Below are 19,959 nucleotides of genomic sequence, written 5' to 3' on the forward strand. Positions count from 1 at the left end.
GGGGGGGGGGGCGTTTACTTTTGCCGAGGGTCAGGTTGTGGGGCCGCGTTTATGAGAAGCCGCGAGACAGGCTTCATGCTTGCGGGGAGTCGTGTCCGTTCCAAAACGACCGACGACGCGGTTTATCCTGACTCGAAGAGTAAACGCGGCATTCATGGAGGTCGCGATGAATTCATCGAATGAGCCGGACCGGAAATTAACCAGGCGGGAGACGGAGATTCTGGAGCTTCTGGCCGCGGGCCTTCCCGCCAAGGAACTGGCGGATAAACTCGGAATCGCGGTGAGTACGGCCAACCGGCATTTGCATCATATCTATCACAAGCTCCACGCCAAAAACCGGGTTGATGCCGCCCGCTTTTACGACCAGTGGATTCGCCCCCGGCGTGAAAACTGAAGTGGCCCGGTCCGGAGAAAGGCTGCTGGCCGTCCGCAGATTGGAAAACCGGCGTACCTACTTTTTGGTACTTTGCACGGCGACATTTTCTGTTAGCATGCTCGCTTAGGAAAAAGGCCATGAATTGGAAAAGATCGTTTCTGTTCATGTCGTCCAGTGAACGTCTGGCAGCCGTATTCGTGTTGATTCAGCGCGTTTTGCGGAGACTGCGTTGCCACATGCTGGTTCTCGGCTTGGGCGTTGGGATAACGCTTACCGTGCGTGCGGTGCTTAGGGAGCAGTATTCGCAAGAGAGACGCCAAATTGAAGCTCAAGCGCGGGAAAATCGAGTCCGACAAGTGGCCGCCGTGTGGAATGCCTTTCAATATACCGACATCTCGACGAAAGACCTCTCGGAAAATGTTCTTGCCAAACCCGCCTTGCAAGGGCTGCTGCTCACACGGATACAAAGGGAGCGACTGAGAATTCGTTTGCCCGACATTCTTAGCTACCTCGGAAATCCCACTTGCGATGCATATATGCGTCTGAAAACAAATGAACTGCATTACAAATTCGTCCTGACTACCGATACCGAGCAGTTCTTACAGAATGGTAATCCGCCAGTAGCTTCGGAAGCGGAGACTGTCACGCGGGCCTTATGGCATAAAGTGACGAACCCGCACGGTGATGCCGGTCCCGGGCTTACGGGGATTTGTTTGGAGCGTATTCGAGCTGCGGTTACTCACACGAACTCACCCGGCTCCTTCTTCAGCGGCGCGGTGGCGCAGGGCTTCACGATGGCAAAGGCGGCGATTGATCCGGGCTTTCGATATGGTATGCAGACCACTGGCGGAGGGAGCAGCGACGAGGGTCCATTCTTACTTCTGAGTTTTTTTGCTCACGCGAATGCGTCAACTAATGCGGCTCCGGTTTATCTGAGTTTGTACTGGTCTGATGAGGACCAGCAGTGGGCACCTTCACGGTTATTCACGGATGTGCTGCTGAACATCAACCTGCTATTCTAACCATGTGCCGTCCGTTTTACCGCCACGGTCCCCTGCTTTTGGGTGCCTTGTTTATTCTGGCAGCCATTAGCAAGCTGCTGCATCCGGGTCCGGCCACGGTGGCGCTGGAATCACTCCGCGTGCCGACCATCTGGGCTAAAGCCATCGTCGCTACGGTAACGTCCTTGGAACTCTACTTGGGAGCTGTTTTGATGCTTAAAGTGGATTTAAGGTATGCGCTGATCTTCTCCACCTTCGTCTTGTTCGTCTTCACTGCTTACCTGTTTTATCTCTCGACGTTGGCCCATCCACCCTCATGCGGGTGCTTGGGCCTGATGGGGATTTTCCAGAACAGCCGACAAGAGGCGCTCCTCGGACTTGCGCGAAACTGCGCCCTATTATGGGCTATCAAGTGGACCTACGACCGACATTTCCCGAACGGTGCGAGTTCCAGCGGAACGCATACAGATACGGACAGGGTTCAGAGTCTAATCGCGAGTCCATGAGAATATCGACGAACATTCTTGCGGGCAACCGGCAGCGCGGCTTCACCCTCATCGAACTGCTCGTGGTCATCGGGATGATTGCGATCCTCGCGGCGCTGCTGTTGCCGGCGTTGTCGCGGGCCAAGGAAAACGCTCGGCGCATTGCCTGCGTCAGCAACGAACGCCAGATTACTCTGAGCTATCGCTTGGCGCTGGACGAAGAACTCAACGAGGATCGGCTGGGTAAACATTCCGTGGGCGAATGGTGGCAGCGCACGGTTGGCTATCAGGCCCAAGGCTGGATTTGTCCCGACGCGCCTTTGCCAAGCCCCAACCGGTTAAAGGCGGACGGAGACGACGGCTCGGTCAACACCGCTTGGTATGGACACGGGGGATGGCAGACTGGCTTCGTCGGTTTCAAGGATTTCACCGATCCCGACCCCAAGGAGTTACGGGCCGGGAGCTATGCGTTGAACTTCTGGATCCAGTTGTCTCCACCACTCTGGACTCAGGATGTCTATCGTTATCCTGAGTATTTCGTAACCGAAGTAAACATTACCCAGCCAGCGCTGGTGCCGACACTTTCGGATGGCATCACCATTGACACGACTCCCATGGCGACAGACCGCCCACCGCTGAGGCCGAGCGGGGTCAATGCCCAGGATGGTCACACGGGACAAGGAATGCATAATATTCTCATCGCCCGGCATGGAAGTCACCCGACCAAGTTGACGGGTGTCTGGCCGCCAACGCAACGTCTGCCGGGTGCGATCAACGTGTCATTTTTCGACGGTCACGTGGAAATGGTTCCCTTGGAGAATCTGTGGCAACTCTACTGGCACAAGGGTTACGTACCGCCGACGAAACGGCCTGGATCATAATAGACAATGAATCCCACATTTCATAGCCCGATTCGAGAGCGTGCGACCACTCCCCTTGGAGACCGGCCGAGCGGCGCTTGAGGAGTTCGGGCATGAAGAAGAGAAAGAAAAGCCATGAACAAACTCAAAAAGCTGTTTAGTCCAAGCAATCTTTCGGCAACTATAGCCACAGGAATGTTGTTGTGTGGAACTATGAAGGTTCTGGCGGACTATGAAGTAAGCGCGTGTGTAGTACCTGGCACCCCTTACCAGTGCCCGACATGTACCCCTTCCTGCCACACACGAATTGCCGAATACGACTTCTATTGGTGCTGCAGCTCTGGGGACCAATGCGGTAGCTATGACGGAGGGTGCGGCGCCCAATGGGGCTGTGGGACGTGTTTACATCAGGATTAAGTAGCTAAATGTCTTCGGTGGCTAGTCCTCGTTCGGAATGATGCTTGTGAGGCAATAGCCCTCAGACGCTCGGCTGTAAAACTGCGCGGGTGCCAATTTTACAGCCGGGCGCAGGACTGTGCTTGACACATGCGCACGTCGGCGGGTCAGTTGGTTAGATATTAAATATGGTGGGTGACGGATCCGGGAATTTACCATGCCTGTATCTGTTTGGCGTACCGGGCAGAATTGGCGGCGCTGCCACTAAGATCGCCCATTTGATCAAGCTCCTGCAACAAGACTTCAACATTACTCTTGTCCTTCCGAATATCGCTTGGTGCAAAGATAAAGATGTCAAGCAACTGACAGAGCCGCACGGTGTTCACTGTTTTCTGCTGAAAAATCTGTCGAAAACACTCGAAGGCGTTGCGCTGGCAATGTGCGAGAAGGAGTTTTTTTCTTCCGGCACCGCAAGCGAAGCAAAGGCGCGCGGACTGAAGCTTGTATGGTCGAACGAAATGATGTGGGCGTTCAAAGGCGAAGCGGAAGCGGTGAAGGAAGGTTTGATTGACCGCGTGCTGTTCGTCTCGGAATTTCAGGCGAACGTTTTTGCTGACATGTATCGCGACGTGCCTTCGTTCATGAGCGGCAACTACATTGATCCCGACGATTACGCCTGGCGTGAAAGGTGCAATTCGTCCTTCACTTTAGGCAGGCTGTCGCGAGCCGACCCCAAGAAGTATCCGCTCGATTTTCCGGTGTTCTACGAAGAACTCGGACTCAAGGAGGCGCGCTATCGCGTGATGGCGTGGAGCCAGGATTTGCAGAAGCAATATCGCTGGCATCGGTTCGGCCCGGAGTGGGAACTGCTTCCGGTGAACAAGGAGTCCGCGCTCAAGTTTCTGTACAGCCTCGACGTGTTTCTTTACCCGCTCGGCCATCGCATCAAGGAATCGTGGGGCCGGTCAGTTGTCGAGGCGATGTTGACCGGCTGTGTACCGGTGGTTCCCGCCGGGCATCAGTTCCACAAATTGATGGTGCATGGTGAAAGCGGGTTCATCTGCGGAGAATATGCCGAGTTCAAAGCGACGGCGCGTGAGCTTTGCGAGAATTATCCGTTGCGGATGAAACTGAGCCGCCAATGCTCGGAATATGCGCGCGAGCACTTGTGCAATCCGGACGAGCATCGGCGAAGGTGGGTTGAGGCTTTGAGTTTTTGAATCACGCTCCCTTTTCCATAACCCGGCGCGCAAGGGCATGCGGCCTGGATTGGTGGTGTCAGCATGAGACCAAAATACTGCTATTGGTCGGTCTGCGACGGCGTTTACGGCGCGATGATGGAACGCTGCGTGCGCACGGCGCGGCAGGCGGGCGTCTTCAGAGAGTTTCATGTCCTGACCGACAGGCCGCTCGAAGGGTGCGGGTGCTACGACGCCTTCCAGTTCGAGAAGGAGCACGGGCTGTTCAAATTGCATTACCTCAAGGTGGGCATGGACCGCTTGAACTTTGAGTATTTCATCTGGCTTGATGCGGACACGGTGTTCGTCCGGAACCCCGTTGACGTGCTCGGCCCGCTGGGCAAGTCGCCCATTCATGTGCCGCTGGAATTGAACCTTTCACGTTTGAACGAGGATCGCGTCTGGAAAGGAGCATCCACGCATCGGTTGCGTGAGTTGATGTGTGAGCAGGGAATTGTCAATCAGGCTTATCTATTCTCAAGCGCATTCTGGATTGTGCATCACGACGCCATTGATGCGGTTTACGATCTGGCGCTGGGTTTTTGGCACAAGGCGAAAGAGGCAGGGCTGATGGCCGATGTATCCGCCGCGTTGGGCTACGCGATGCAGATTCTGTGCGCTGATCCCGAAGCGCACTTGCTCGCCAAACATCCTGACGTCTGGGCGGGTGACGACGGGGGAGTTTTTCGAGAAACCCCGCGCGATGTAACGGCGTGGAAGTGGCAGCATCCGCTCGGCGGCGCGGCCGTCGAAGTCCGTCCTGCGATCATTCACTTGCCGCACAGCAAGGGTCTTTTATCGGCTCCCCAGGACTGAGCGAGCTGGTTGTTTTGGTTCAGAGTCTTCGTTCACGGCGGATTCGCCTCGCCCGCATCAGACCTGTCTCCATTTTGTCCGGCCTGTGTTCGGGGTTGTCGCCGGCACGGTGCGCACAATTCCATTGAAAATCCGGCGGCTTGCCCTGAATATTCGCCGTGATGAAAGACACAAACATGAACAGAAGATTGATAACATTTTTGGCGTTCGGACTCCTTGTCAACGTCGTTCGCGCGGCTGACGACAAACCTGCCCTAAAAGTCGGCAAGGAAAGGAACAGCTACGCCATCGGAGCGAACCTGGGCAACAGTTTGAAACGGCAGGAGATCAACGTGGATCTGGAGCTGTTGATCAAAGGACTGCGAGAGGCCTTTGACGGCCATTCGGGGCTTTCCGACGAAGAGCTGAAGCAGTGTATGATGGCGCTGAACCAGGAAATCCGCGCCCACCAGCAGGAAAAAAGAAAGGAGCTGGGGGAAAAAAATAAACAGGAAGGCGAAAAATTCCTCGCAGAGAACAAGACGAAACCGGGCGTGATCACGTTGCCCGACGGTCTTCAATACAAGGTCCTGACCGAAGGCAAGGGCGAATCGCCCAAATCCAATGACGTGGTGACCGCCAATTATCGCGGCTCGTTTCTCGACGGAACCGAGTTCGACAGTTCCTACAAGCACGGCAAGCCGTACACGACGCCGGCCAATCGCGTCATCAAAGGGTGGTCCGAAGCCCTGCAACTGATGAATCCCGGCGCCAAATGGCAGTTGTTCATCCCGTCCGACCTCGCCTACGGCGAGCGCGGATACGGTCCGCAGATCGGTCCCAACGCCACCCTGGTGTTCGAAGTCGAATTGATATCGTTCACCCAGCCGGCTCCCCCGGCCACCCCTCCCACCGCGGCGACGCCCGTGCCAGCGCAGCAGGTGACCAGCGATATCATCAAGGTGCCGTCAAAGGAAGAACTGGAGAAGGGCGCCAAAATCGAAGTGATCAAGGCGGCTGACCTGGAAAAGCTTCAAAAGGAGCAGCAGCAAAAACAGGCGGAAAAAAAATAAACCCTGCGATCCATTTTGTCAGGCGGCCGCGGCAAATTCAGCGCGGCCGCTTTTCTTTTCCCCTCTGCGCGACGCACGAAGCCCGCGGATCATTTGCCGTTCCCCGCCAGCTTCGCGGGTTGCTGCCGGACACGGAGCAGGACGGGCGGTGAAGTCTGGCGCCCGGCCTGGTTCTCGATGGCATAACAGAGACGATCCTGCTCCGGCACCCATTTCGCGGCGGTCAGGACAATTTCCCGCTCGCTTTCGCCCTTTGGGATCAGGACACCGTTCAGGCCGATGTTATCAACGATGACCCCGTGCGGCAGGTCTTCGACGGTGAACGTCACGAGATCATCATAGCCGTTGCGCCTGATCTTCAACCGGGCGCGGGCGGACTCGCCGGGAGCGATGGTGATTTCCATCGGCGTTGCGGATGGCGGATCGGGTTCGGGCGTTGTCGCCTGGATCCGCGAATCAGGCTCGAACGAAACGTAGAGTTTCGGTTTCTCACCCAGCGTGATTCTGCCGAGATTGTTCACTTCCCTGGTTACAATCCGGCCGCTGATCGTCGCGGTCGCGATCACACGGGACGCTGCCGCGTTTGTCCCGTCCGGTTTCGTTGCATTGGCCGCGGCGTTGAGCGTGCCTTTCGCCTCGTTGTGTCCGGCCTGAATCAGCAGCGGCGTTGAAACCGAAAAGCCGGCCGGAAGGTTGGTGATTTCGAGCCTGATGTCGCCATCGAACCCGTCAACGCGCTCGGCCGTCACGGAGAATTCCCTGCCGCTGCCCGCGCTCACGGTGGGATTCGCGCCGTTCAGTGTCAGTTTGAAGTCGGGTTTCGGTTCGCGAATTATGAGACGATAGACGTATCGGTCGCCGGAGTAACCGCGTGAATCGCGGACTCGAATGAGATAAACTCCATCCGTCGGTGCCGCGAAGAACAGCCTCGAGTCCGCCCCCAGCTTCCGTTCGCCGTCGTCGTCGTTGGCGTAGTTGACATGGAAGACGGGCAGGCCGCTTGCCGGCAGCTTTGTGCCGGGCGGGCGGGCTTCGACAATGTAGCCCTGTTCGTCCAGCGCATGGGCCGTCGCGGTCGTATCGAAATACGCCCGGCGCTTGCCGTTCGACGCATAAAAAAGCATGTCCGAGTCGGGACCCTGCGGCATCCGGAAAACCCGGATGACATCGCCCTTGAGATAAACGAACTGGTTCAGCTCCATCTCCTCCCAGTTGTCGAGTCTCATTCCCGAATTGTTGGAATCAACCCCGCGAAAATTGATGGCCGTGTCGCGCATCGCCTGCAGGACCATCCGCTCAACCGGGCGGCCGTCGGCGTGCAATACTTCGATCTTCGTATCCACCGGCGAACCGCGTTGCGCCGCCTGAGTCTCGATGATCCATTGCTGGCCGGCCTTTGCTTCGAACCGAAAAAGGTCCGTGTCGCTGCCTCCTTTCGGCGTCCAGATGCGTCCATTGACTGCGCCCGGAGCGGTGATTTTCGTTGCTTGTTCAGGCGAATCATTCGGTTCGACCTCTGTCAGTTCTGTTCCGTCGCCGACGATCAGCTTGAACACGCGCCGGCTGCGGAATTTTTCCAGATCAACCGGCACATCCATTTCACCCGGAACGCCGGCCTTGATCCTGACCGTTCGCTCCGCCGACAGATTGTAGCCGACCAGTTCCAAATCCGACTCTGCGTTCGCCGGAATACTGAGTGGATAACAGCCGGTCACGTAGGCGAACCCGCCGATTGACAGCCGGTAAAAATGCTCCGGCGAACCCGCGGGCATTTGTTCGCTCACCTGCACACGGTATTCGCCGTCCGATTCGAACGCGTAAGCCAATAGCGGGTCAGCGCTGCCATCGAAACCACCGTTGCTCGCCAGCACCTTGCCCGACGCGTCGAGCAACGTCAGGATCGTGTCGGCCTTCGAGCCGATGCTCTTCGCCGCGACATCGAACACGATGGTCTGGCCCGCTTTCGCCGCAAATCCGATTTCGTCCGAGTCACCGGGCTTTTCGTGCGCGCCCCAGAAAGTCGATGGCAAAGATTCCGCCTGATTCGTTCCGGTCAACTCGATCTGCGGAAGGTCATCCACATACAGCTTGATCCGGCCGCTTTCGTCGCTGCCGCTGACGACCGACAGCTCATAAGCGCCGCGCGCCAGATCGCCGGCCGCGGCCACCTTGATCCACGCGGCGTCGTTCGCGCCCGCGTCACCGGCCAGTTCCGCCTTCAGCTTCGGTTCGTGAGATTTCACGCCGGTCACGCCGGCAAGGTTTTTCCCGACGAGCCGGACTTTGACTTCCTTGCCGCGCTGGATGCCGCGCGGCTCGGCGCGCGTCAACTCGGGTTTCGGTGCGGACACGACTTTGCCATTGGCCGCGTCGTAAAACTGAAGCGACCCGTCCATGCGCCCGACGGCGACCGCTTGGTTGTCGAGCACGAACACGACCGCGGACGCCCAATCGGGCTGCTTCTCGAGGGAGAGTTTTTCCTTCCACTCGGCCGCGTCCCAGATTTTCACCGTGCGATCGTCGGCGGATGACGCGAGCGATTTTCCGTCGGAGGAAAACGCGAGATTGAGGATGGTGCCTTCGTGGGCGAAGCGCGATTCGAGGATCGGGTTGGTCGTTTCCGCGGCGGTCTCGCTGATCTGCCAGACGCGGATTCGGTTGTCCACGCCGCCAGCCACGAGCCGCTTGCCATCGGGGCTGAACGCGACCGTGTATTGTTCCTTCACGGGCTGCGAAAGCGTGTCGCGCCGTTCGCCGCTCGTCACGTCCCACAGTTTGATCGTGCGATCCGCGCTGGCGCTGGCGAGAATTTTCCCGTCGGGCCGGAACGCGAGGCCGAACACCGCGCCGTTGTGGCCGGAGAGAGTCTTGATTTCCTCGCCGGTGGCGACGTTCCACAACTTGATCTTCTGATCGTAACCGCCGGTCGCCAACGTCCGGCCGTCAGGTGAAACGGCGACGGAATAAACCGCGTCCCTGTGTCCTTCGAAGACGTAAAACAAATGATCATCAGCCAGGTCCCACTGCCGGACTTCGCCGAGCCAGCCGGCCTCGCCGCCGCCCGCGAATAGAAACCTGCCGTCGGGTGAGAACGCGATGGCATTGACGTTGCCGCGGTGCCCTTCGAGCGCCTGCACGACGGCGTGCGTCTCGGCGGAGCGCAGTTCGACCTCGCCGTAACGCGCGGCGGCGACCAGTTTGCGGGCGGGCGAATAGGCGATGGCGTTGACCGGATTGCGCGGCGGAACTTTGGGTTCGATTCTCGGCACGACCAGTTCCTTCGGTTTGAATTCGGCCGGCGGTTTGGCGCCGGCGTCAATCCACGCGCGGATGAGCGCGATCTCCTCGGGCTTGAGTTTCTCGCGTTTTTTCCCCGGCGGCATGATCAGTTTCTTGCCGTCCTTTTCGACGCGGCCCTCGATCATGCGCACGAGCAGGCTTTCGTCGCTTTTTCCCGGCACAATCACCGCGCCGCCCTCGCCTCCCTTCATCAGCAGTTCGTGCGTCTCCATGATCAGCTTCGCCTCCGGCTCGGTCGAGCCGTGGCAATCGAGACAGTGCTGCGTGAAGATGGCTTCGACCGCGGAATAATCCACAGGCTCCGCGACAAGCAACCTTGCGGTAATCGAGGTGAAGCAAACGCAGGCACCCGCCAGAAGCGACAGAACCCTCGCCGGGCTCGCGTGTTGAAGCGGGCTGAATCCCGCGCTCTGCGGCGCGGCGCTTACGCCGCTCGGCGCGCGGCGGTGATGCGCAAGCGACGGGCGTGGTCCGCAACATTCCACGGGTGGCATCATACTCCGGGCAACCGGGTGCTCTTGTTGTCGCGGTTCAAATGAGAGAACGCCTCGGCGGCGGCGACGCCGGCTTCGCGCCCGCGCCATTGGGCGATGAATTCGTGGTGCTGTTTCCAGATGCCCTGGCCGTCCTGGCTCGCGTGCGCGAACAGCGCGGACTTTTTCTTTTCGAGCACTGGCGTGATGTCCACGTAGGTGTTGGGCGCGAAGCCCTGGGTCTGGCTGCCGCTGTTCACCTCGAAGAAATAAAGATGCGGTTTTCGAGGCAGCGCCATGCACGCGCGGATCGCGCACATGCTGGCAACCTGATGGTCCATGTGCGTGTCCACCGGCCAATGCGTGAAAACCAGGTCCGGCGCTTCAGCAGCGAGAAGCTTTTGAAGTTCGTCCACGCGCGTTCGCGTGAAGTCCGCCGTGCCATCAATCTGGCCGGCAAAAACCGCTTTGGCGCCGATGATTTTGCAGGCCGCTTCGCATTCGGCTGTCCGGATTTTTGCGGCTTCGTCCAGCGACTTGCCCTGAATCCCGCGCTCGCCGCGCGTGAGGTAAATGACGGAGACGGCGTGGCCCTGTTCCGAGTAACGCGCCAACGTCCCGGCGCAACCCGATTCGGGATCGTCCGGATGCCCGCCGACACAAACGACCTTGAGCTTGCGCGCCACGCCTGAATCAAATTCGGCTGCGCCGAGTGGAAGCGCGGCGGCCAGCAATGTCGGCGTGGCGAGAACCACTGACTGTTTTACAAAATCGCGCCGAGGGAAAACTGGAATGTTCATCGAGGCCATTCAGGAAAATGCGCCAATTGATACAAATCAAGTTACAGGTTCATAGCGGATAACTTTTCCCAGCCATTCCGGCATCCCGGTCGTCCTAGGGAGTTTTACAACCCCGTAGCTGGTTTTAAGCGGCTTCACGGGGTCAAAGAAATGTAGAAAAAAGACCATGCGCAAAAAATTTCCTGCAGGACGGACGTACTCCGAAATAATTGAAGTGCCATCGGCTGACAGATACCTTTCTTCATAGGCGGCTTGATCGGAATCGGGTTGTTCGAAGTCGCCGACGGAGTAGTTCTCATCCGCATTTTCGATTGTCAGCTCAATGAGCACAGCCGAGGACAACTCTTTGAACACTACTGGCTCCGCTCTGCGTCGAGCTTGAGCACTGTATGAATCAATCGGATACTTCAAGTCTAAAGCTTCTTTCACCAGCGCGGGATCGACGTTCAGCTTATAAATCCCGACCACATGAACTTTGGGCTGTGAGTTCATCTTCAAATCTTCAATGATTAAACAAAAACTCTTTGCTGCTGAGCAGCGCCCAATACATGTCCTCGACCAGCGGACGTTGTTCGGAATTCTTCGCATCCGCGAGGGTCTTCAGTATTGCCGCCTTCTCCTCTTTCGTCGGGTAACGCGACAGGACGCCGAGGTAGGCTTCTTCGATCAGTTTCTCCGATGACGATTTTTCGCCCAGTTCTTTCGCGATCGCGTTGTCCTTCGCCATCAGTTTCTCGTTGATTGAGTCGCCGTTGGCGATGTGCAGCACCTGCGCGACGTTCGGTTCGGCGGTGCGTTCGCAGGCGCACGTCTTCTCGCGATCAGGACGGCCGAACGTCTTCAGGAAGTAGGAAGCGATCTTCGTGTCCGGAAGCTGGATGGCGCGCAAGCCGACCGGATACTTCTCGCCGAGGCCGCGGTTCTCGTTGCGCAGGTCGGTGCGAAACTCGGTCGGCACGCCGGTCACCTGCGAATAGGCGTCGAGCAACACCTCGGCCATGAGGCGGCGCGGGTAATAGCGCGAGTAGAAGCGGGTGTCGGCCTTGTTCTCGGGCAACGATTCGCTGCTGCGTTGATACGTTTCCGATTGAAGGATCGCGCGCATCAGCGCCTTGAGGTCGAACTTCCCGTCGGCGAGATAATTCGCGGCGGCAGTCAGTAGTTTTTCATTGCTGGCCGGGTTGGTCACGCGCAGGTCGTCCACGGGATCAATCACACCGACGCCGAAAAAGTTCGCCCAGATCCGGTTCGCGATCGAGCGGGCGAAGTAAGGATTGTCCCGCGAAGTGAGCCAGTCGGCGAGCGCTTCACGGCGGTCGCGCGGATCGTCGAGTGGCAGCGGCTTGCCGTCGAGCGGCGTGGGCGGCTGCGCCTTGCCGGTGAGGGGTTGCACGATGTCGCCGTGGTCCGCGACGAAGATGATTTCGTCGTCGTCCTTGCCGGTCTTGGCGCGGACGCGGGCGAACAGGTTGGCGAAGCGGTAATATTGTTCGTTGGTCCACTTCTCCATCGGATGATTGTGGCACTTCGCGCAGGCGACGGACATGCCGAGGAACGCCTGAGTGGTCGTCTCAGCCATGGAGCGCGGGTCCTCGTGAAGCACGAAGAAATTGCCGGCGCCGTTTTCGAGCGTGCTGCCCTGGGCGGTGACGATCCTGCGGACAAACACGTCCCACGGCGTGTTGGCGGCGACGTTGTTTCGGATGAACCGGTAGTAACTCCACATCGCCGCCGGCTTCAGGCGTTTGCTGGAGACCAGCAGCAGATCGGACCATTTGTAGGTCCAGTAATCGACGAACTCGGGCCGCTGAAGCAACGAGTCGATGAGCCGGTCGCGTTTGTCTTTCGATTTCCCGTCGAGAAACGCGCGGACTTCCTCCGCAGTCGGCAGCGTTCCAATCGTGTCGAGGAACGCGCGGCGGATGAACTCCGCGTCGTTGCAACGGGGCGACGGCGGCAGGTTCAATTCGCGCAACTTCTCCAGCGCGAGATCATCAATGAAGTTGCGCTTCGGCGCTTTGGTGAAGATGGACGGTGAAACTTTGTTCGTGAACGACACGGTGACGGTGGCGACGGCGATGCGGCTGAGATACCACGCGGTGATGGCGCCTTCGCCGTTGCCGACGACGGTGACCTTGCCGTCTTCGCCGACGTTGGAGACCGTTTCGTTCGCCGAGGTGTATTTGGCCCAGCGCGTCACGTCTTCCGAATGGCCATCGCTGAAATAGGCCAGCACGGTCAGTTGTTGCGTCGCGCCGTTTTTCAGGGTCGTGTGGTCCGGCCGGACTTCGATGCGCTGGATGCGCGGGTCGTCAGGTTTGGGGCCGGGGGCGCCGGCGGCGATCCATTGAGAAAGGATTTTGTATTCGAGCGAGTTCACCTCGAAGCGTTGTCCGCCTTTGTGCGGCACAGTTCGGGTGGGTTTGATCAACATCAGACTGCGGCCGGGATCGGACGGGACAATGCGGCGTCCGCGCGCGTTGCGGGTAAGCGCGAGGTAATCGCCTTCGTCATCGAAGCCGCGCAGGGACAGTTTGAAGCCGTTCTGTCCGGCGGCCGCGCCGTGGCAGGCGCCGGAACTGCAGCCGAATTTGGCGAGCACGGGCTGGACATGGTTGCGGAAGGTGATGTTGGTGAGCGCGACCGAGTCGGCGTCGGCTGCCTTTGCGGAAAGAGCCAGGAGAAGGCCGCCCGCGAAACACGCGAAGTAACGCGAAAGACTCATAAGGCAACGGGCGGCGAGGGGCCGTCGTCTGCTGCGCCCGAGGCGCAAGCGCTGCCGGTTTTCAACTTCATGATTCCAGCTCAAAACAACTCCCGGATCGGCTGAGTGCCGTAGTTGACGAGCGGGAACGGCCGTCCGCTGGGACCAGGCAGTTCGGTAATCAGGTCGAGGCCAAGGCTCTGAAAGATCGTGGCCACGATTTCCGATGGGTTAACCGGGCGTTCGGCCGGATACGCGCCGATCTCGTCGCTCTTGCCCACGACGCGCCCACCCTTCACGCCGCCGCCCGCGAAGTAAACCGTCCAGCATTGCGGCCAGTGATCGCGTCCGCCGGCCGGGTTGACCTTTGGCGTGCGGCCGAATTCGGCGAGGTTGCACACCAGCGTGTTGTCCAGCATGCCGCGCTGGAACAGGTCTTCGAGCAGCCCGCTGTAGCCCTGGTCATACATCGGCGCGACGATGTCCCGCATGCCCTGAATGGACGTGAACGGTTTCGAGCCGTGAATGTCCCAGGTGATCTCGTCGAACACGGTGATGAACGTGTTGATGGTGACGAAACGCACGCCGGCTTCGACCAATCGCCGCGCGAGCAGGCAACATTGGCCAAAGCGCGTCATGCCGTAGCGTTCGCGAACCTTTTGCGGTTCCTTCGTCAGGTCAAATGCCTCGCGCGCTTTTTCGCTGGTCATCAGGCGATAGGCGGCGTCGAAACTTGAATCCATCAACTGCGCGCTCGGGCTGGCTTCGAAATCCTTGACCGTCCCATCCACGACGTCGCGCAACTGTTTCCGTCGCTGGAGCCGCGCCTCGCCGATTTCCTTCGGCGGCAGAAGATCCGGCACTTTGAAATCCGGTTTCGACGGATCGGCGTTCAACACGAACGGATCGTAAGCCTTGCCGAGGAACCCGGCATCCTGGCCGTGCGGCATGTTGCCGCCGGTCGGCCCCATGACCTCGGGCAGAATGACGTTGGCCGGAAGCTCGTTGCGCCGGCCTTTGAGAAACTCGAGCGCGCAACCGGCGTGCGGCGTGTTGACGCCCCCGGTGAACAGACGGCCGGTCTGCATCATCTGGTGACCAGTGTCGTGGACCGCAGCCGCGGTATGGTAACAGGTGCGGACGAGAGAGAATTTGTCAGCCAGTTTCGCGTGAAGCGGAAAGATTTCGGAAATCTGGATGTCGGGATTGTTGGTCTTGATCGGCTTGAACGGCCCGCGGATTTCGCGCGGCGCATCCGGCTTCAGGTCGAAGGTGTCGAGCTGGCTCGGCGCGCCGAGGTTGAAGATCATGATCACGGACTTTTCGTCGTTGCCGCTCTTGACGGCGCCGATTGCCTTCAGAGCCGCCCAGTTCGACAACGTGAACCCGATGGCTCCGAGCGCGCCGACCTGGAGGAAGTCGCGGCGCGTGATGCCGTCGCAGGTGGTGATGGAGCCTTTACCCGTAACTTTCAGCATAAGGTGACACTGGGCAGTTGATTGAAGAACCTAGTCTTCAGATGCTCCACGGACAATAGAGAAAATTGCCAAAGAATATGTAGAATTTTGCAGAAATGATCTGGACTGGGCGTAGGATTGGATCAGCCGTTCGGCGACTTGAAAATGCCCGAGCGAATCCCGTCCCGCACTCAGACGAGTTGAATTGAGGCAACCTGGCGTCAGTGAATAAAATGTTGATGAAGCCCGTGGGTTGCGTATTCTCGTCGCACAAAGCCGTGCAGCGAGCATCTGGTGGAGCTCAGGCGCCCGTGACGAAAATGAAAACCCAGGCAATGAACAAAACGTTTGTGGAGGACCGTTTGGAAAGAAGTGCGTGGCCCGATTGGCTAAGGCGGCTGACCAAGTTTCCCGTTCTTTTCTGTGCCCTTGCCCTTCCCTTATTCGGCTGCAAGACCGAGACCCCGCTCACGGGAAAGGAAATGACGCCTTACGGGACGGTCAAGCTCAGGGAAGGCGACACTGTCGTTATTTCTTTCCCTGGCTCGCCGACTCTTAACGCGACCCAGCAAATTCGTCCCGACGGCAAGATCGCCTTGCAGTTGGTAGGGGAGGTCACGGCAGCGGGAAAAACCCCCGCGGAGTTAGAGAAGGAGCTGCTCAGTGTGTACGATGCACAACTCGTACTGAAACAGGTTTCAGTTGCTTTGCAGTCGGCGGCATACCCGGTTTTTGTAACTGGTTCAGTGGTTCACCCCGGCCGGATCATGCCGGACAGACCGATCTCGGATCTTGAGGCGATCATGGAAGCTGGAGGGTTCGATCCCGCAAAGGCGAACATGACGAGTGTGGTCATCCTTCGGCGCGAAGAAGGCCAACTAAAGCACTACGTCAGAAATCTAAAAAGAGTGCTGGAGGGAAAGAGCGGGAAGCTATTTTACCTCAGACCATCTGACATTATTTACGTGCCGGAAAGGGCGTTTTAGGGCTTAGAGCATTCGAGCGTTGCTCGATTGGACAAGGCTGGCTGAGCAAAACCCGGCAATTCAAATCGGGTCGATCTGCACGGAAAGCTAGTTGGGGTGTCGTACCACCGTTAGCCGGTCCTATAACTCAAGCACACATTCCCTACCTTTGTAGCTTCTGCGAGTCTTCAGGAATGGTTCGATTTTGGCCGAATCAAACGTTACAACTCGAAGCAAACACGAAAGTTACGACGACCTTCAGTCAAGGAGAATGGGCTCCGCGACTTTGAAGTGCAGGTGCATTGCAGAATCAATTCAAACCATGCTGCTCCGGCCAATCGCGTGAGTTGGTACGAGCGTTTATGATTGATTACAAGAGAGTTAGAAAATCAGGAGAGCAGTGGTACAAAAGGAGCTAAATGGGGCGACGTGGCGTCGCATTACACCGACTTCGAGCATAATAACTTGTGAAAGACGTTCTACAAATTGTTTGGGGAGAGGCGAAGGCGGCGGAACATTCGTGCGGCACGCCGGGCTGGAAGCGATGCCTCGACATAGCGTGCATCGCCCTTGCGCTTCCGGCGCTGGCACCGCTCATTCTGATCATCTCGCTTTGGATTCGATTGTCGTCCTCCGGCCCCGTTTTGTTCCGGCAGGAACGTGTCGGATACCGAGGACGCCGCTTCACTTGCTTGAAGTTTCGGTCCATGAAGGTCAATGCGGACAATCGTGTTCACAAGGAGTACCTCAGGGGACTCATCAATTCAGACGTTCCGATGACTAAGATGGATGCCAGGGGCGACTCTCGATTGATTTCCATGGGCGCATTCCTTCGTTCCACCGGGTTGGACGAACTTCCACAACTTATCAACATCCTGCGTGGCGAGATGAGCATCGTGGGTCCGCGGCCCTGCATCCCTTACGAAAGTGACAACTATCTTCCCTGGCAGAAAGAGAGATTTGAGACCCTGCCAGGACTTACCGGTCTCTGGCAAGTCAGTGGAAAGAACAAGACCACTTTCAACGAGATGGTCAATCTCGATATTGCCTACGTGCGGAACAAGTCGCTGTGGCTCGATATTCAAATCATCCTGAAGACGGTTCCGGCCCTCATTTCACAGGTCCGTGAAACTCAGGCGAGTCGGAGAACGCAGTCGGCAGACAAAGTCGTGCTCTCGGCATAATATGAAAAATCAGATCAGCGTCGGAGTTGTTGGCTGCGGGTATTGGGGGCCGAACCTTGTCCGAAATTTTCGGCAGTTGCCGGAGTGCAACCTCAAGTTGATGTGCGATACCAGCGAGCAGCGTCTGGCGCATCTCAGATCGCTGTATCCCGAGGTTGAGGGGCATAAAGACTACGGCCACCTGTTGAATGGCGCCGGGCTTGACGCGGTGATTATCGCAACGCCGGTCCGGTTTCACTACTCGATGGCGAAGGCGAGCCTCCTCGCGGGCAAACACACTTTCATAGAAAAGCCGATGGCGTCATCCGCGGAGGAATGCGAAGAACTTGTTCATATTGCCCAGGAGAAGGGGCTCGTTCTGATGATAGGCCACACCTTTCTGTATTCGCCAGCCGTCAGAAAGATCAAAGAGATCGTTGATCGTGGCGACATTGGCGACATCCGTTATATCAGTTCGCGCCGCCTGAACCTGGGCCTTTTTCAAAAGGACATCAATGTTGCCTGGGACCTCGCTCCGCACGACATCTCGATCATCCTTCACATCCTCGACGAAGTTCCGGTCAGCGTAAATTGCCGCGGCGAAGCCCATGTCACGCCAGGCATCGAAGATGTGACCAACATTCATCTGACATTCCGCAAGCACCGCTCGGCACTGGTGCAGAGCAGCTGGCTCGATCCCAGGAAGGTACGGGAAATGACCATCGTCGGCTCGAAACGCATGATCGTTTACGACGATGTTGCGCCGCTGGAAAAAATAAAAATCTTCGACGCACGGGTGGAAGTACCGCCGCATTATGACAGCTTCGCGGAGTTTCAGTATTCATATCATTACGGCGACATGTATGTGCCGTATCTCAAACAGGAAGAACCGCTCAAAGTGGAATGCCAGCACTTTCTCGACTGTATTCGGAACGGTAAAACTCCGCTGACCAATGGCCAGAGAGGTCTGGAGTTGGTGCGAATACTTGAAGCGGCCTCTGCATCTTTGAAACAAAACGGCGCCGCGATCGACATCTCCACGAGCCAAGACGCCGCTTTCCCAATGGGTGTCTCTAAGGCGCGAGCGGTGCGTGAACCGGCCTTGGTTTGCGCATGAGAAGATCGAAGCCACCCGCGCGACGACTCTACCAACAGATTGCGCCGGACGTAAGACTGGGCCGGGGAGTTCGAATCTTTGGTTTCGTCAATCTTTACGGATGTGAAATTGGCGATGACGTAAAGATTGGCACATTCGTGGAGATTCAAAAGGGCGTCAAAATCGGGAATCGCTGCAAGATTTCCAGCCATACTTTCGTTTGCGAAGGCGTGACATTGGAAGATGAAGTTTTTGTGGGACACAACGTTACTTTCATTAACGATCGTTACCCCCGCGCGACGACGAGGGATGGGCAACTGCAGACTGAAGCGGACTGGAACTGCGCGCCGACGCTCGTGAAAAGGGGCGCATCAATCGGTTCCAGCGCGACGCTTCTTTGCGGGATAACCGTGGGAGAACGCGCGATCGTTGGTGCCGGCAGTGTGGTCACGAAGGATGTGCCGGCACACAGCGTGGTCGTTGGCAATCCTGCGAGGGTGTTGAAGGTGCTTTCGATCAACAAATGATATGCAGGTGCCATTTTTAGACCTAAAGGCTCACCACGATCCTCTGAAAGAGGAGTTGGTGGCCGTCATACGAGAGGTGATCGATAGTACGGCGTTTGCGGGAGGTCCGTTCGTAGCTGCGTTTGAGAAGGACTTCGCTGAGTTTTGCGGGTCTTCGTACGCGGTCGGAGTGGGAAACGGGACGGACGCGCTTTGGTTGACCCTGCTTGGGCTCGGCATCGGAGCAGGTGACGAGGTGATCACTGCACCGATGACCTTTATGGCCACGGCCGAGGCGATCAGCTATTGCGGAGCAAAGCCGGTGTTTGTCGACATTGACGAACGGACCTATACATTGGATCCCCGTCTGCTCGAGCGAGCCATTAGTCCAAGGACAAAGGCAATCATTCCGGTTCACCTCTTCGGTCAGACGGCGGACCTGGATCCGATTCTGGAGATCGCCCGGCGCCACAAGTTGCATGTAATTGAAGATGCATGTCAGGCACACGGTGCCGAATACAACCACCGAAAAGCCGGATCGATTGGGATTGCCGGCTGCTTCAGTTTTTACCCCGGAAAAAATCTGGGCGCGCTTGGAGAAGCTGGCGCGGTCGTTACGGACAACGAGGAACTCAGGAACACGCTTCAAACGCTGCGTGATCATGGGCAGGCGAAGAAATACCACCACACCATGGTAGGTTGGAATGCGCGAATGGATGGTATTCAGGGTGCCGCGCTTCGAGTGAAATTGAGGCACTTGGATCGAGCGAACGAAGCCAGACGTGCAAACGCAGCGCTCTATAAAGAGCAATTGGCGGGTGTAGGCGAACTGATTCTCCCTGGAGAGGCTGTCTCTTCCCGCCACGTTTACCACCTCTATGTCGTACGAACGCAGAACCGCGACAAGGTGCTGCAAACGATGGCGGAGAGGGGAGTTGCGTGCGGAATCCATTATCCTATTCCGGTGCATCTCCAGGAGGCGTACCGGTTTCTGGGGTGCCGCAAGGGTTCATTTCCGGTCGCCGAGCGCTGCGCGGACGAATTCCTATCCATACCGATGTACCCCGAATTGACGGCGGAGCAAATTGGGGTGGTTGTTCGTGAACTAAAGGACGTGCTGTGTGTTCCCTGGAGGAGCCATGCGCCTGTTACGTAAGGAGTGCCTGATCCTTTCGAGCCCCACAAAGCGCTCCCGGGGTTCGACCTCAAACCCAAATTCGTGGGATCCTAAACTGCGAGAACCAAGGGCGAAAATCTACCGAAGCTCCACC

General features: G+C 57.7%; 17 protein-coding genes. 12 read left to right on the forward strand and 5 right to left on the reverse strand.

Annotated elements, in window-relative coordinates; translation table 11 throughout:
• Positions 1–166: 166 nt before the first annotated feature.
• The 7 genes from VN887_19870 (at position 167) to VN887_19900 (ending at position 6,224) form a co-directional block, all read left to right on the forward strand.
• The gene (locus VN887_19870; protein HXT42276.1) at positions 167–394 is read left to right on the forward strand and encodes a helix-turn-helix transcriptional regulator; all 228 of its coding nucleotides are present in this window, start codon (positions 167–169) and stop codon (positions 392–394) included.
• Between the two features lie 119 nt (positions 395–513).
• The gene (locus VN887_19875; GenBank protein ID HXT42277.1) at positions 514–1,398 is read left to right on the forward strand and encodes a hypothetical protein; all 885 of its coding nucleotides are present in this window, start codon (positions 514–516) and stop codon (positions 1,396–1,398) included.
• A complete protein-coding gene (locus tag VN887_19880; protein ID HXT42278.1) occupies positions 1,341–1,883 on the forward strand; it encodes a MauE/DoxX family redox-associated membrane protein in 543 nt (180 codons plus the stop codon). The genes VN887_19875 and VN887_19880 overlap by 58 nt, the downstream gene beginning before the upstream one ends.
• On the forward strand, positions 1,880–2,743 hold the full coding sequence (locus VN887_19885) for a type II secretion system protein (GenBank protein ID HXT42279.1): 864 nt from the start codon (positions 1,880–1,882) through the stop codon (positions 2,741–2,743). Before VN887_19880 ends, VN887_19885 begins: the two co-directional genes overlap by 4 nt.
• 563 nt (positions 2,744–3,306) lie before the next feature.
• The gene (locus tag VN887_19890; protein HXT42280.1) at positions 3,307–4,338 is read left to right on the forward strand and encodes a glycosyltransferase; all 1,032 of its coding nucleotides are present in this window, start codon (positions 3,307–3,309) and stop codon (positions 4,336–4,338) included.
• Between the two features lie 63 nt (positions 4,339–4,401).
• Positions 4,402–5,172, forward strand: coding sequence for a hypothetical protein (locus tag VN887_19895; protein ID HXT42281.1), 771 nt, complete (start codon positions 4,402–4,404; stop codon positions 5,170–5,172).
• Between the two features lie 176 nt (positions 5,173–5,348).
• Entirely contained in the window at positions 5,349–6,224 is an 876-nt protein-coding gene (locus VN887_19900) for an FKBP-type peptidyl-prolyl cis-trans isomerase (GenBank protein HXT42282.1), read from the forward strand.
• Between the two features lie 89 nt (positions 6,225–6,313).
• Here VN887_19900 and VN887_19905 read toward each other — a convergent pair whose 3' ends face one another.
• The 5 genes from VN887_19905 to VN887_19925 form a co-directional block, all read right to left on the reverse strand.
• Positions 6,314–10,021, reverse strand: a complete 3,708-nt coding sequence (locus tag VN887_19905) for a c-type cytochrome domain-containing protein (protein ID HXT42283.1) — start codon at positions 10,019–10,021, stop codon at positions 6,314–6,316.
• Positions 10,018–10,797, reverse strand: a complete 780-nt coding sequence (locus VN887_19910) for a PIG-L deacetylase family protein (protein ID HXT42284.1) — start codon at positions 10,795–10,797, stop codon at positions 10,018–10,020. The genes VN887_19905 and VN887_19910 overlap by 4 nt, the downstream gene beginning before the upstream one ends.
• Positions 10,798–10,833: 36 nt before the next feature.
• A complete protein-coding gene (locus VN887_19915) occupies positions 10,834–11,289 on the reverse strand; it encodes a hypothetical protein (protein ID HXT42285.1) in 456 nt (151 codons plus the stop codon).
• Positions 11,290–11,299: 10 nt separating this feature from the next.
• Entirely contained in the window at positions 11,300–13,522 is a 2,223-nt protein-coding gene (locus tag VN887_19920; protein ID HXT42286.1) for a DUF1549 domain-containing protein, read from the reverse strand.
• An 80-nt stretch (positions 13,523–13,602) separates the two neighbouring features.
• Entirely contained in the window at positions 13,603–14,979 is a 1,377-nt protein-coding gene (locus VN887_19925; protein HXT42287.1) for a DUF1501 domain-containing protein, read from the reverse strand.
• A gap of 299 nt (positions 14,980–15,278) precedes the next feature.
• Between VN887_19925 and VN887_19930 the strand changes: the two genes are divergently transcribed.
• The 5 genes from VN887_19930 to VN887_19950 all read left to right on the forward strand — a co-directional run bounded on the left by VN887_19930 (position 15,279) and on the right by VN887_19950 (position 19,844).
• Positions 15,279–15,944, forward strand: a complete 666-nt coding sequence (locus VN887_19930; GenBank protein ID HXT42288.1) for a polysaccharide biosynthesis/export family protein — start codon at positions 15,279–15,281, stop codon at positions 15,942–15,944.
• Between the two features lie 446 nt (positions 15,945–16,390).
• Entirely contained in the window at positions 16,391–17,107 is a 717-nt protein-coding gene (locus tag VN887_19935) for a sugar transferase (GenBank protein HXT42289.1), read from the forward strand.
• 1 nt (position 17,108) lies between these two features.
• Complete coding sequence (locus tag VN887_19940) at positions 17,109–18,203, forward strand: Gfo/Idh/MocA family oxidoreductase (GenBank protein ID HXT42290.1); 1,095 nt, start codon at positions 17,109–17,111, stop codon at positions 18,201–18,203.
• On the forward strand, positions 18,200–18,709 hold the full coding sequence (locus tag VN887_19945) for an acyltransferase (protein HXT42291.1): 510 nt from the start codon (positions 18,200–18,202) through the stop codon (positions 18,707–18,709). The genes VN887_19940 and VN887_19945 overlap by 4 nt, the downstream gene beginning before the upstream one ends.
• Position 18,710: 1 nt before the next feature.
• Positions 18,711–19,844: a DegT/DnrJ/EryC1/StrS family aminotransferase gene (locus VN887_19950; GenBank protein ID HXT42292.1), complete on the forward strand. Its 1,134-nt coding sequence runs from the start codon at positions 18,711–18,713 to the stop codon at positions 19,842–19,844.
• The last annotated feature ends 115 nt before the right edge of the window (positions 19,845–19,959 follow it).

Origin of the sequence: Candidatus Angelobacter sp., assembly GCA_035607015.1 — a bacterium.
Lineage (GTDB): Bacteria > Verrucomicrobiota > Verrucomicrobiia > Limisphaerales > AV2 > AV2.